Origin of the sequence: Sutcliffiella deserti (genome assembly GCF_020037475.1) — a bacterium.
Classification (GTDB): domain Bacteria; phylum Bacillota; class Bacilli; order Bacillales; family Bacillaceae_I; genus Sutcliffiella_A; species Sutcliffiella_A deserti.
Genome location: NZ_JAIQDB010000001.1, coordinates 947,928 through 962,061, shown reverse-complemented (window position 1 = coordinate 962,061; position 14,134 = coordinate 947,928). Strand labels below are relative to the sequence as shown.

At 37.8% G+C, this 14,134-nt stretch carries 12 protein-coding genes; 10 read left to right on the top strand and 2 right to left on the bottom strand.

Annotation, left to right across the window (positions count from 1 at the left end):
- Nucleotides 1-96 precede the first annotated feature (96 nt).
- Nucleotides 97-1,230, top strand: a complete 1,134-nt coding sequence (locus tag K9B36_RS04655) for a DUF445 domain-containing protein (protein WP_223700819.1) — start codon at nt 97-99, stop codon at nt 1,228-1,230.
- Between the two features lie 118 nt (nt 1,231-1,348).
- On the top strand, nt 1,349-1,705 hold the full coding sequence (locus K9B36_RS04650) for a YlbF family regulator (protein ID WP_223701001.1): 357 nt from the start codon (nt 1,349-1,351) through the stop codon (nt 1,703-1,705).
- A gap of 352 nt (nt 1,706-2,057) precedes the next feature.
- On the opposite strand, the gene K9B36_RS04645 is transcribed toward K9B36_RS04650, so the two are convergent.
- A complete protein-coding gene (locus K9B36_RS04645; RefSeq protein ID WP_223700818.1) occupies nt 2,058-2,417 on the bottom strand; it encodes a hypothetical protein in 360 nt (119 codons plus the stop codon).
- Between the two features lie 204 nt (nt 2,418-2,621).
- Between K9B36_RS04645 and K9B36_RS04640 the strand changes: the two genes are divergently transcribed.
- The 4 genes from K9B36_RS04640 (at nt 2,622) to K9B36_RS04625 (ending at nt 6,613) form a co-directional block, all read left to right on the top strand.
- Nucleotides 2,622-3,482, top strand: coding sequence for a Cof-type HAD-IIB family hydrolase (locus K9B36_RS04640; protein ID WP_223700817.1), 861 nt, complete (start codon nt 2,622-2,624; stop codon nt 3,480-3,482).
- Between the two features lie 136 nt (nt 3,483-3,618).
- A complete protein-coding gene (locus tag K9B36_RS04635) occupies nt 3,619-5,139 on the top strand; it encodes a coproporphyrinogen III oxidase (RefSeq protein WP_223700816.1) in 1,521 nt (506 codons plus the stop codon).
- A gap of 198 nt (nt 5,140-5,337) precedes the next feature.
- Nucleotides 5,338-5,715: an FAS1-like dehydratase domain-containing protein gene (locus K9B36_RS04630; protein ID WP_223700815.1), complete on the top strand. Its 378-nt coding sequence runs from the start codon at nt 5,338-5,340 to the stop codon at nt 5,713-5,715.
- Nucleotides 5,716-5,836: 121 nt separating this feature from the next.
- Entirely contained in the window at nt 5,837-6,613 is a 777-nt protein-coding gene (locus K9B36_RS04625) for an enoyl-CoA hydratase (protein ID WP_399201313.1), read from the top strand.
- A 145-nt stretch (nt 6,614-6,758) separates the two neighbouring features.
- Here K9B36_RS04625 and K9B36_RS04620 read toward each other — a convergent pair whose 3' ends face one another.
- Entirely contained in the window at nt 6,759-6,944 is a 186-nt protein-coding gene (locus K9B36_RS04620; protein WP_223700813.1) for a YhzD family protein, read from the bottom strand.
- 647 nt (nt 6,945-7,591) lie between these two features.
- Here K9B36_RS04620 and K9B36_RS04615 point away from each other — a divergent pair.
- The 4 genes from K9B36_RS04615 to K9B36_RS04600 all read left to right on the top strand — a co-directional run bounded on the left by K9B36_RS04615 (nt 7,592) and on the right by K9B36_RS04600 (nt 14,117).
- Complete coding sequence (locus tag K9B36_RS04615) at nt 7,592-8,494, top strand: ABC transporter ATP-binding protein (RefSeq protein ID WP_223700812.1); 903 nt, start codon at nt 7,592-7,594, stop codon at nt 8,492-8,494.
- Nucleotides 8,487-9,734, top strand: coding sequence for an ABC transporter permease (locus K9B36_RS04610; RefSeq protein ID WP_223700811.1), 1,248 nt, complete (start codon nt 8,487-8,489; stop codon nt 9,732-9,734). The genes K9B36_RS04615 and K9B36_RS04610 overlap by 8 nt, the downstream gene beginning before the upstream one ends.
- A gap of 124 nt (nt 9,735-9,858) precedes the next feature.
- Complete coding sequence (locus tag K9B36_RS04605; protein WP_223700810.1) at nt 9,859-11,100, top strand: metallophosphoesterase family protein; 1,242 nt, start codon at nt 9,859-9,861, stop codon at nt 11,098-11,100.
- On the top strand, nt 11,097-14,117 hold the full coding sequence (locus K9B36_RS04600) for an ATP-binding protein (RefSeq protein WP_223700809.1): 3,021 nt from the start codon (nt 11,097-11,099) through the stop codon (nt 14,115-14,117). The genes K9B36_RS04605 and K9B36_RS04600 overlap by 4 nt, the downstream gene beginning before the upstream one ends.
- Nucleotides 14,118-14,134 lie beyond the last annotated feature (17 nt).

Sequence of the window (14,134 nt, the reverse complement as noted above, 5' to 3'; positions counted from 1 at the left end):
CTTAGGCTCTAAAGGAGTTTAGACCTACACCTCGGTAGTTTCTTTTTATAGTATGAAAATGTTGAAAATAGGTGAAAAGGAAAGGTTGTTTATCTCATGAAAATTGTTTTAATTATTTCCGTTATGGTGCTTGTAGGTGCTCTTATAGGAGGGATAACAAACTCACTCGCTATTCGCATGCTATTTAGGCCCTACACACCGAAATATGTATTAGGAAAAAAAGTACCTTTTACGCCTGGACTCATTCCTAAAAGAAGAGCAGAACTTGCAGAGCAGCTTGGTAAGCTAGTTATGGAGCACCTCCTAACTGCAGAAAGCATGAAGCGCAGACTGGAAACTAGTCAGTTTCAAGAAAAGATGGAGGAGTGGACAAAGAGAGAGATTCAAAAATATTTAGCTAAAGGTTTGACGGTCCAGGAGTTTTTACAAAGATTTGGTATCGATCAGGCTGATGAAAAGCTCCAAGCTAACCTCACTAAAATAGTGGAAGTAAAATATGAAGAGGTGATGGAAGAGTTACGCGCAAAACCAATATACAAAGTGTTGCCTGTAAACATCTTCCATTCCATCGAGCATAATATCCCACTGGTGGCAGATTATGTTTTAGAGAAAGGCGTAATCTATTTTGAAAGCGCAGAAGGAAGAAATCAGCTTAACCAAATGATTCAAGATTTTATAGCAACCCGTGGAAAGCTCGGAAATATGATTCAAATGTTTATGGGGAATTATAGTATCGTCGATAAAGTACAGCCTGAAGTGGTAAAGTTTCTAAAGCATGAAGGAACAAAAGATGTGCTTTTAAAAGTCCTAACAAAAGAATGGGAAAAATGGAGAACAACAGAAATATCTGAAATAGAAAAGAAAATAACAAAAGACACAATTCTCTCCACCATAAATTCAGCCCTAGAAAAAACGATAAATATCCCAGGCTGGATGAGCAAGAGCATGGAAGAAGTCGTTCGCCCTGTCTATCCATGGGCAATGGAAAAGCTCGTTCCTTCTCTTCTATCCACTGGAAGCAATTTAGTACTGGAAAAGTTGGAAGAACTGCTAGCCAAGCTGGAATTGCAAGACGTAGTGCGGGATCAGGTAGAATCATTTTCCTTAAAGGAGTTAGAAGAGATGGTTCTTTCTGTTTCCAAACAGGAGTTAAAGATGATTACCTATTTGGGGGCAATTTTAGGTGGAATGATTGGACTTCTACAAGGTCTTTTTGTGCTTGTTTTATAGGTTTTAGAGAAGGCAATGAAAAAAGGTTACAGTGAAATGTTTGAATGCATTCGAGGTGTTTGTTATACTGTTCACTACTAAGCCTGAGTATTGGGCAAAACAGGAAGGACTGAAGGTATTGTCAAATAATATTTATGATGCAGCGTATGAGTTAGAAAAAGCAGTAAGAGAAAGTGATGATTTCAAAAATCTTCAACGTTTATATAAAGAGGTTTTTGCTGACGAATCTACAAAAGGGATGTTTGAGAACTTCCGCAACATTCAATTAGAATTACAACAAAAGCAGATGTCAGGACAAGAAATCACGCAAGAGGAAGTAGAACAAGCTCAAAAAACAGTAGCGCTTGTTCAGCAGAATGAAACAATTGCAAAGCTGATGGAAGCGGAGCAAAAAATTAGCATGATGGTTACGGAGCTAAACAAAATCATCATGAAGCCTCTTGAAGAATTATATAGTGATGTGGATCCTAACTAATAGGAATTTTTCTTGGTGTAAATTGAATTAGAATGCAAGATGCTCAGAGGTATGATCTCTGAGCATTTTTTTGGTGTCGCTATATGATATATAGGGTTCATGTTTAACACCGCTGTTACTCTCCACGAAAGGCTTCGCGTCCGCGGGGCGCTTGGTAAGCCTCCTCGGCTTACGCCTGCGGGGTCTTCCCTAAGCGCTACCTCCCGCAGGAGTCTACGCCTTTCGTTCCGATCCACAGCTAGGAACATCTTGAATCGAATAGTCCAATAGCATTTTTTTTAAAAACCTTTATTTTCAGTGGTCTCGCTGTGCAGGATACTGCTGATGACAGCGGCCATGTTTAATACAGCTTTTACTCTAGAAGTTCTTCCGGGAATTTAATAGGTGTTTCCAGGTTGTAATGGTCACGGTAGGATCGATAAGACACGAGATGATGATTTTTTGAATGAACATCCAATTGGAGAATAGATAAATCAACTGTTTCTAAATAAAACTGAGCATCTTCTTTATTTAAGTTGTAGAACATATAGGTTGATTCTAGAAGTGTTTTGGAAGACTGTTTTGTGTCAGGGTGTTTTAAAATGTATTCTGCCAGTTGCGAAACTGTTGCTGTAGGAGTCCCTGTAATTTCAAACGCTTTTGCTTTCAACTGGGCTGCCCTATGATTGTATGTTTCTTTTGCAGTCTTCCATATCTCATTTATTCCTTGCATAAAGTAATCCTCCACCAGTAAAATATTTTTATATATTCTAGTATTTGAGAAACATTAGGGTTTATCCTCAAATAATTTTGGGAATTTTTTTATGTTACCCACCCCACTAAAATCACTGTAATCCACTCCATATCTGTTCTAATTTTCCTAGATTCTTCATACTCATACACTAAGTACAAACATCTTAGATAAGGAGGTCTCTCCATGATATATCGCTTATTGGCTATAAATATCGATGGAACCTTGTTAAAATCAAATGGCAGATTAACCAAGGAAACTAAGGAAGCCATCGGATACGTGAAAAATAAAGGGGTTTATGTAACGTTAGTGACTGGCAGGAACTTTGCTTTTGCGAAGAAGGTTGCCAAATCATTGAAATTAGATACGTTTTTAATCACTCATGGGGGAGCATTTATTGCCTCCAAACTAGATCAGCCTCTCCATGTGAAGCGGATTTCAGAAGATAAAACCTTTAATTTAGTTCAGGTTTTAGAAAACTATGATTGTACAGTGAGAATTTTGCATGAACGATATTCGATTGGAAATCGTCTGAGAGGTGCCAATAATTTAATGGCGAGAGCTGTCCTTGGCTCAAGTGATCCGCTTATCTATCCGATGCAATTCGTGGAATCTTTAGGAGATACACTCATGGATAATCCAATTGCTCCTCCTAAAATAGAAGTGTATTTTACAGAACCTGAGGAACGAGATAAAGTGGTATCTACTTTAAAGACATCTTTTGAAGAAATAGAAGTGCAAATTCACGAGGACGGTAAAGTAGATATTTTACCTGACGGTGGAACAAAGCTGGATGGTTTGCTGACCTTAGGTGATGTGTTAAAAATCTCACCTCAAGAGATGGTAGTCATAGGGGATAGCTTGGAAGATCTGCCATTGATAGAAGTTGCAGGTTTAGGTGTTGCCATGGGGAATGCACCCAAGGAAGTTAAGCAAGTGGCAGATTGGATTACTCGTACCAATGACGAGTCAGGTGTCGCCTACATGATAAAAGAACATTTCCGTATGCAGCAACGTATTTCCTTCTTGAATAAAATGAAAATTTAGGATAAAGCGATTAAGAGGTGGACTCTGTAAAAAAAGAGGCCATCTCTTTTTTCCCGTTTAATTATCCTTGATAATCGTTAATAGGTTCCGTTACACTGGAGAAGGTGAAAATGGATGGAATTGAAAGGTGATTATGTTGAAAATATTAATTCATGGCTTGCATGATGAAAGATATAAACGTCCGCTAACATTAATATCGGACTTGTTTTTTGAGATTACCGAAGTAGCTTTTGAAGAAAGTTCTCTAGATAAAGTAGAACTTACCGTAGATTTTATAGTGGATGAAACTGATGATAGCATCATTGTTAAAGGGAAGCTTGGAGAGCAATTATCCACTCATGAAAAGGATTTAGTTGGAACAAATGAAAAAGAGCGCTTCAGAAGAATGAAGCAGGCTGTGTCTTATGTTTATTTGACACTTCTCCAAGAAAAAACAGGGATTATTCAAAAATGGGGAATCTTAACGGGAGTGAGACCGACAAAATTACTTCACTCCAAGCTGCAAAAAGGGGAAAATAAGGAGAAAATACATCAACAGCTGCGGGATGAATACTTGATAACAGAAGAAAAGATTGCGCTAATGCAAGAGATTGTCGATCGTCAGCTTGCTGTCGTTCCGGATTTATATAAATTAGGAAACGAAGTAAGCATCTATATTGGAATTCCGTTTTGTCCGACCAAATGTGCCTATTGCACTTTCCCAGCCTATGCTATAAATGGTAAGCAGGGAAAAGTGGATTCCTTTTTAGGTGGCTTGCATCATGAAATTAAAGAAATTGGTGCTTGGCTGAAAGAAAAAGGAATTAAAATTACAACGGTCTATTATGGTGGGGGTACACCAACGAGTATTACTGCTGAGGAAATGGACGAGCTGTACGACCAGATGTATCAGGCATTTCCAGATATGAATTTGGTGCGTGAGGTGACGGTGGAAGCTGGAAGGCCAGATACGATAACACCTGACAAGCTGGAAGTATTGAAAAAGTGGAACATTGACCGAATAAGTATTAATCCTCAATCCTATACGCAGGAAACGCTAAAAGCGATAGGCAGGCATCACACTGTCGAGGAAACCATTGATAAGTTTCATCTTGCAAGGGAAATGGGCATGAACAATATTAATATGGACTTAATTATCGGTTTACCTGGTGAAGGAGTGAAGGAATTCAACCACTCCCTGGAGGAAACGGAAAAACTGATGCCTGAGTCGTTGACGGTGCATACCCTGTCATTTAAACGAGCATCAGAGATGACACAAAACAAACAGAGGTACAAAGTTGCTGACCGTACAGAAATCGGAAAAATGATGGATATGGCAACAGAATGGTCCAAAGAGCATAACTATGTTCCATATTATCTGTATCGCCAAAAAAACATACTTGGTAATCTTGAAAATGTTGGTTATGCACTACCAGGACAAGATAGTATATATAACATCATGATTATGGAAGAAAAGCAAACCATTATCGGTCTAGGCTGCGGGGCATCAAGTAAGTTTGTCGATCCTGCTACAGGGAAAATTACAAGATTTGCGAACCCAAAAGACCCTAAGTCCTATAACGATGGATTTCTCCATTATACAGATGAAAAGATTCGAATCTTGGAAGCATTGTTTTTTGATGAGGGAAAAGAAGCATTAGCAAGTGAGTTAGACTGAACAGAGTACTGTTAAGGCATTGGATGCTTTAGCAGTATTTTTTATTTTTAGCGGGACTTTGGTAAAAGTGACCGTATGTGAAATGTGCTCTTGGAAAGGCCGCACAAAGAATATGTATTTTATGAATGATTAATCATTCATAAGGTCGAGGTTTTGTATTACAATGGAAGAAGGATGTATAAAACGGGAGGGGAATTAATGAAAATTAACACAGGGGAAATCCATACGTGGTCTAGAACATTCACAGAAGAAGAAACACTGCGATTTGCGGAGCTCTCAGGTGATCAGGGAAATCACCATATGCAACACGACGAACAAGGTCGCTTAATGGTTCACGGTCTGTTGACCGCAAGTATTGGAACCAAAATCGGTGGAGATCTGAATTATATCGCAAGAGAAATGAACATGGAGTTCATCCGGCCAGTATTCACAGGTGATACCATCACCTGTGAAGCAACATTAACGGCTGTAGAACAAAAAGAAGGCTACAAAAAAGTAACCGTCCACTCCACCTACACCAACCAAAAAGACAAACAAGTACTTCAAGGAACTAGCCACGGCATCATTCGGGATTGAGCGATAAACTCCTGCCGGGGTCTGGCCCCAAATTGAAATTTAATAAAACTGAAAATTCTATCTAAAGGTGATTGTGTGGTATATAATAGAGAAATGAATAGGTATTCATATTTAAGGGAGGATGATGAAGATGGGGACTATTAAGGTGATGAAGCAGGGGGAGGTTACTGTTGTAGAGTTGAACAGGCCTGAATCCTTGAATGCGATGAATGTGGAGATGTTGAATAGTTTAGCAGAGGAACTGCAAGAGATCGCGAAGAGCGAGGCTAAGGTAGTTGTCTTAAAGGGAAGTGGAAATGCCTTTAGTGCTGGTGGAGATATTAAAACGATGCTGCAGAGTGAGGAAGGCAACTTTGATGAGGTGATGGATACCATCGCTACTATTATTACCACACTCTATACGATGCCTAAGGTCACCATTAGCGCCATTCATGGTGCAGCTGCTGGTCTAGGTCTCAGTGTAGCACTTGCTAGTGACATTGTGATTGCGCACAGCTCTGCTAAATTAGCGATGAATTTCATTAAGATCGGTCTTGTTCCTGATGGTGGGGGACACTTTTTTATGGAAAAGCGTCTTGGGGAAGTAAAAGCAAAGCAGATGATATGGGAAGGCAAAACAGTCTCTGCTCAAACCGCTTTGGAAATGGGGTTAGTTGATAGAGTTGTTGAGGATAATGTGGAAGAAGCTATCATGAAAAGAGTTTCAGCTATCCTTCAATCTCCCCTACAAGCAATGCTTGAAACGAAAGAAATTTATACAAAAACTTCACTATCCCGACTGCAGCAAATACTTGAGTTGGAAAAAAATGCACAACAGAGAATGCGAAAATCAGCTGATCACCAAGAAGGGATACAAGCATTTCTTGAGAAAAGGATGCCGGTGTTTTCTGGTAAGTAGATTATTAAACTATGTTTTTAAGACTATCACTCCTTTAAAGAGTGGTAGTTTTTTATTGTTATTATTTCGCGTATGTTGGTACACCCCATACTCTCTTTATAAAAATAGAAAAAAATGCTTAGGCTTCTAAAGCCTAAGCGAATGTCTAACGGTGAAACAATACAAGTTTGCCTCTAGAATTGGTGCATCGGTGGGTTGAATCCAAATAACCTAACTCTGCTAATCTTTTTTCACCAGTATCTTTGGCCTCTTTTTCAGAAGCTGCATCAAAGCTTTCGTCTAACAAAGTTTCCCCTGCTTTACTGAAGACGGTAAGTGTATACTTCTCCATAGAAATCCCTCCAAAAAATGAATAGTTATTCATTACTCTTATTCTACTATTTGAAATAGTTTTTGTAAAAGGAAGTTTCGTATTGATTATTGCTATTGTGTAGTTTGATTTAGCCTGGTTAGTATATAGGTTAACTTTGAAAGGTAGATGAATTTTAAAATGTGTTAGATGAATTTTGAAAGTTGTTAGATGAATTTTGAAAGTTGTTAGATGAATTTTAAAATGTGTTAGATGAATCTCAAAATATGTTAGATGATAGACTAATAAGTGTTAGATGAAACCACAAATCTTCTCAGATTGACTAAAAAATTCCCTCCTGCTATCGAATTATGACTCAAAATAAGCATCTAACCTGAAAATATTAGCTAAGATCCTCATAATCACGAGCATTTTTGACCCGAATAAGAAAAAATACGTCCCTTTAGAAATAACTCTTAATCTTGACTGAATCGAACAGTAAAAAATCCACAAACGAATTTTTTACTGTTCTACCACAATATTAAGAATAACTTTTTAAAATTATATAAACAGAGCAAGCCAGCAACAATAGTTACGGTGATAAGAAAACAACCATAAAAATAAGAAGAAATGAAACTTTTTGGTGCTTTATTCGTATAATTGAGAGGTAAGCATAGGAGGGATTATTAATGTCGCTACAATTAAAAAATGTTACAAAACAATTTGGTAAGCACATTGCTGTAAATGACTTGACCTTGGAAATTCCTGAAAGTCAAATGTTTGGATTCCTTGGGGCTAATGGTGCAGGGAAAACAACGACTTTCCGAATGATCTTAGGTTTACTAGAGCCTACAGAAGGGAAGGTCTCATGGGCAGGAAAACCTATAACCTATAAGGAAAGTCACTTAGTAGGGTATTTGCCTGAAGAGAGAGGGCTTTATCCTAAAATGACAGTGAAAGACCAAATGATTTATCTAGGCCGTTTAAGAGGAATGGACAAATCGGAAATCTTAAAGCAGCTTGACTATTGGTTAGAAAGATTTAAAGTGCCAGAATACCTTAATAAAAAGGTTGAAGAACTCTCGAAAGGAAATCAACAAAAAATCCAATTTATCACGTCCATTATACATAATCCGAAGCTTTTAATTCTTGATGAACCTTTTAGCGGATTGGACCCTTTAAATGTGGAACTTTTGAAAGAGGCAGTATTGGATTTAAAAAAGCAAGGAACTTCTATTGTATTTTCTTCCCACCGGATGGAGCATGTAGAAGAGCTTTGTGAGCATTTATGTATCATGCACCATGGTAAGCCGGTTGTACATGGGTCCCTTAGAGACATTAAGCAATCTTATGGAAGAAAAAATGTCATAATCCATGCAGATTTCGACTTGGAGTTTTTATCTTCTATTACAGGAATCACAAAAATGAAGAAAACCATAGAGGGTATGAATATACAAGTTGCTAATGAAGAAGTTTCCCAGGATATTCTGAACCAAATTACAGGTAAGGGATATGTCAGGAAATTTGTTCTTGAAGAACCATCCTTAAATGATATCTTTATTGAAAAGGTGGGTGCATCTTATCATGAATAAGTTTTTTGTCATCCTATTTCACACTTACTTAAGTAAATTAAAATCCAAGTCGTTTATTATTACTACTATTATCACGACACTTCTTATTGTAGGTGTTTCCAATATCCAATCTATTATTGAAGTTTTTGATACAGACGATCAGAAAATAATTGCGGTGTATGATGAAGAAAATAGAGCAGCTCCTTTATTGGAAGAGCAATTATCAGCCTCATCGGAATCGGTAACAATAGAGCAGGTAACAGACGTATCTGGTGTGGAACAAAAAGTGGAAGAAGGGGAATATGAGGGGCTGTTAACTGTAACCTTTGACGAGCAAGGTCTTCCTTCAGGGGAATATCAAGCTTCATCTATTACGGATTCTGCAACCATTACTCTTTTAGAGCAAGCTCTGCAGCAAATAAAAATCGGAGTTGCTACAAGCCAAATGGGTCTTACTCAAGAACAAATAGCAACATTGTATGAGCCTATTAATTTTAACGTGACAGCAATGGAAGAATCAGCAAAATCTGAAGAAGAATTGAATCAGGCACGAGGATTAGTATATGTACTACTATTTGTTATTTATTTTTCTGTCATTCTGTACGCCAGTATGATTGCAACAGAAGTAGCAGTGGAGAAATCCTCACGCGTAATGGAGATTCTCATTTCTTCTGCTTCTCCAATCATGCACATGTTTGGAAAAATTCTAGGTATTGCTTTATTAAGTCTAACACAATTGACGTTTTGGATCGTGGTTGGATACTTCTCAATGAGCAATAATCTTGATGGAATGACAGGCGGTATGTTTGAATACTTCGGAGTGGGAGATCTTCCTGTTTCCACGATTATTTATGCGATAGTCTTCTTCTTATTAGGATATTTCCTATTTGCTACTTTTGCGGCTTTTCTAGGATCCTTAGTAAGCAGAATCGAAGAAATTCAACAGATGATTATGCCTATGACCTTACTTATCGTAGCGGGCTTTATGATCTCGATGTTTGGGCTTAGTAACCCCGACAACTCTTTTATCCAAGTAACTTCCTTTATACCATTCTTTGCTCCAATGATCATGTTTCTTAGAGTGGGGATGCTTGAAATACCAGTATGGGAAATAGGATTGTCTATTGGTATACTAGTTTCAACCATTGTGCTTCTAGCCTTGTTTGGAGCAAAAGTGTATCGAGGAGGAGTATTAATGTATGGGAAATCCTCTTCCTTGAAAGATATAAAGAAGGCTTTACAATTAACAAAAGAAAAATAATAGAATACCAAACAAACCTTGAATAGTTTTTATTTGAGGTTTGTTTTTTTATTCTCTTAACGAACGTGCATTCGTATTTAAGGCGTGTTAAAATAGAGAAAACAGTGAAATGATGGGGTAAAATATGACAAATAGTATTCGATTTATACATGCAGCCGATTTGCATTTAGATAGCCCATTTAAAGGACTTAACTACTTGCCGAATGAACTATTTGAGAGGGTAAGAGCAAGTACATTTGATGCTTTCACAAGAGTCGTAGATGTGGCTTTAGAGGAAAGAGTTGATTTTCTGCTATTGGCAGGAGATTTATTTGATCTTGAACAACGAAGCCTTTTAGCGCAGGCAAAATTAAGAGAGGAGTTTCTGCGTTTAGCAAAGTTTGATATTCCAGTTTATGTAATTCATGGGAATCATGATTATATAACAGAACGTCAACAACGTTTTCGGTACCCAGATAATGTACATATTTTCGGCGAGACGGTTGCTGCAGTGCCCTTTATAAAAAATGGCATACCTGCTGCCAATATTTATGGATTCAGTTATTCAACGCGCCATATTCTACATAACAGAACAAGTGAATACCAAAAACAAGACAATGTTCCATATCATATCGGATTGTTGCACGGAAACCTTTCGGGAAGAGAGGATCATGACCCATATGCGCCCTTCTCTATCTCAGACCTATTGGCAAAGGATTTTCAGTATTGGGCTCTTGGCCATATTCATAAGCGGGAAATCCTTCATCCAGAACCACCTATTGTTTATCCTGGAAATATTCAAGGCCGAAACAAAAAAGAAATAGGGGAAAAGGGCTGCTATCTTGTTGAATTAAGTAATCAAAAGCCGAAGTTAACCTTCATAAAAACCTCGAAAATTTTATGGGAAAACATGGATTTATCAATTCGAGACCTTCAAACAATGGATGAACTGTTACAAAAGGCAAAGGAAATTTATGACGAAAATAGGAAAAGTTTAAAAGGAACACTTCTACATCTAACGCTTACTGGAAGCGGTCCTTTATTTTCACTTCTTCAGGAGGAAAGTCAGCTCGAAGACCTCAAGCTGTTCTTAAATGAAAGAGAACCCGAAAAAGAGGATTTTCAATATGTGTATTCTCTTACAAACCATACAACACCGGAGTATAGCAAGGAAAGTTTGAAAAAGAAGCCATTTTACGAAGACTTTTATAAGATATTGGAGGAAAATGCAAATATTGACCCTTTCTTAACATCCTTGTTCCAGCATTCTGATGCAAGAGGCTATTTGGAACCTTTTCACCAAACAGAAAAACAAGCCATTTTAGAAGAAGCGGAACAATGGATTGTAAGCCAACTTATGGACGATGGAGGGAGGGGAGACAAATGAAATTAATTGAAGTTGAGATATACGGATTTGGCAAGCTGGAAAATGTAAAAATAGATTTCCTTTCCGAAAAAATCCAAGTGTTCTATGGGAGCAATGAAGCAGGTAAATCAACGTTAATGGCTTTTATACAAGCGATTCTTTTTGGATTTCCAACCAGAAATCAGGCAGACCTGCGATATGAACCAAAAAAAGGCTTTAAATATGGTGGCAAGCTGAAAATAGAGTCCCATGACGGCTGTATTCTGACCATTGAAAGAATAGCTGGAAAAGCAATTGGAGATGTTCGTGTATGGGATGTGGATGGTAATGACTACCCGCTAAATCGTGTGCTCGAAGGGATGGATAAAAGCATTTTTAAAGGGATTTTCTCTTTTAATATTATGGATGTTCAAAATTTAAAGCTTATAGATGTGGAACAACTGGGAGGCTATTTGTTTTCTTCTGGACTAATCGGTACAGATCAGCTACTCAAGCTTTCTGGTCATTTAGTAAAATCCCAAGATGACCTATTTAAACCAAGTGGAAGAAAGCCGGCTATCAATAGGTTGCTAAAGGAACTTCGAGAAGAGGAAAAGATTGTCTATAAATGGCGAGAAAAACTTGAGCAGTATGAAACATTACAGACGAAGATACAGGATGCAGAAGAAAAACTTCAAACTATATCATTGGAGAAAAGCAAGCTTTCCTTGAGGGTGCGCCAAGTCGAGGCGATGCTAGTTATGCAACCGATCTATGATCAATTAGAGAGAGTGGATTATGAGCTCGCCAAGCTCGGGGACTATAGGAGTTTCCCTGTGGATGGACTGGCAAGATTAGAAAAAATGCTAACAGAACGAAACCTAACCTGTTCCAAGTTGGAAAAATTAGAAGAGGAAAACCAAGCATTAAACGAAGAAATACAACTAATAAAAGTCAATACCAGCCTTTTGGAGTTAGAAGAAAGGTTAAATGACTTAACAGAAAAATTTCCTAAGTACCAGCAAGCAGCAGTGCAAGTAGGATTGCTTGAAATCGAACAGCGGCGACTTGAAAGTCAAATCGACTCTTTTGTACAGGAACTTAATTGGGAAGACTATTCTGAACAAGAAATACTGGAGGTTGATACTAACCTGCAGAGTAAAGCAACTTTAAAAGAACTCCTTAATACACAGCAGCTATTATCCCATCAAAAACAGGGGTTAGACGAACAGTTTCAGCAAGCAAAAAACGAGTTGGAATACTTAGAAGAACGGATTGCATCACTCGAAAAAGAACAAATGACTCCAGCAGAGATCAACCAATTACACAATGAAGCGGCAGAGCAATCAACTGAAAACATGGAAAAAGAAATAACACTTCATGAGCAATTACTAAGCCAGCTAGAAAGCCAGCTAGATTTTCAGACAACAGTATCGGAGAAAAGCAAGAAGCTTAAAAGACTTAGTGGCGGGGCAAGTATGATTATTGGAATCTTCGGCGGCATAAGCTTTTTCCTGCAGGGTAATATGCTGTTAGGACTTTCTGTATTTATTTTAGCTTCTATTATTGGAGCGTTCCTTTTCTTTTCAAATCCTCAAAACTCCTTGGCTTCAAAATTGCAGAGAAGACAAGCTGAGTTAAAGGAGAAACTCGAAGGACTAAAAGAAAAATTATATAGCAATCCCAAAAGGGAAAATATTAATCGAGTGCAACTAAAAATTGCAAAGGAAGAGAGGCTACAGGAGTTTCTTCAGAAAGATCGCCTGCTCCTCTCCCAAAGCGAAAGGGTCTATGACAAAATCATCCGCCAATTTGAAGAATGGGAAAAAGATCGATTTAAATTTGAAGAAAAGTGTGCAGAATGGACAAGAGATAGGTATCTCCAGTCCATCCCCTTCAGTTATGTCGAAGAGGCTTTTGAGAACGCAACACAAATAAAAGCATCTATTATAGAAAAAACCACCGTGGAAAGTAAAATAAAAGTCTATACCGCTTTCATCCACGAATTTGAAACAGAAATTAATCAACTAATGATAAAAGGTGGATTTACTTTACAAGGAGTAGAGGAAGCATTTTATTTTCTTAAAAGACAGTCGAAGGAACATCAGGAGCTTCAATCTGTAAAAAATAATTTAATTCAGAAGAGGGATGAAAAGCTAGAAGAATCTAATCTGTTATCGCTTCAATGGAAAGAAGCGTGTAAAAGAATTGATATAATTATGAAGCAGGCACACGCTCAAACAGAAGAGGATTTTCGTGTAAAAGATCAGGAATATCAAAGAGCGATGGCCTTAGAACAAAAAAGACAACTATTAGACTCCCAGCTAAAGCAGATGGAAAAATCCTATAATACACCTATTGAAAAAGGAAAAACCTACACCATGTGGGAGGAAGAAAGAAACCTGCTTGATCAGGAACTAAATACAATAAAAGAAGAGGAAACTTTGCTGTTTCAATCAAAAACTAGAGATAGGGAAGTTATTCGAACTTTAGAAGAGGGCGGTACCTTCTCAGACGCCATACAAAAATTCGAACTTTCTAAAAGCAAATTGCAAGACTATGCTCGTAAATGGGCTGTATATGCAACCGCACAACAGCTGCTATTAAAAACAATGGAATATTATCGTACCGTAAAGCTTCCTGAAGTTCTTGAAAAAGCCTCACGGAACTTTCGCTTCTTAACGGAAGAAAATTATCTACGCGTTTACGATTCCCATAATGAGCCAACCCTGATGGTAGAACATAAAGACGGACTTTCCTTTGAACCTAAAGAACTCAGCCAAGCGACTGTTGAGTCCTTGTATATTTCCTTAAGATTCGCAGTTGCTTCGGTTTGGAGCAAAGAACATCATTTTCCATATATGTTAGATGATTGCCTTGTCAACTTTGATGCAAAAAGGACATCGCAAGCGTTGAACTTATTGCAGAAATTATCAGACGAAGGGGAACAGATTTTATTCTTTACTTGTCATGAGCATATGAAAGTTTTGTTTGAAAAGCAAAAGGGAGCAAAGGTATACTCTCTAGAACTTACTGCAGCTCCCAATGTAATAGGTTAAGATGAAATCTCTTTATT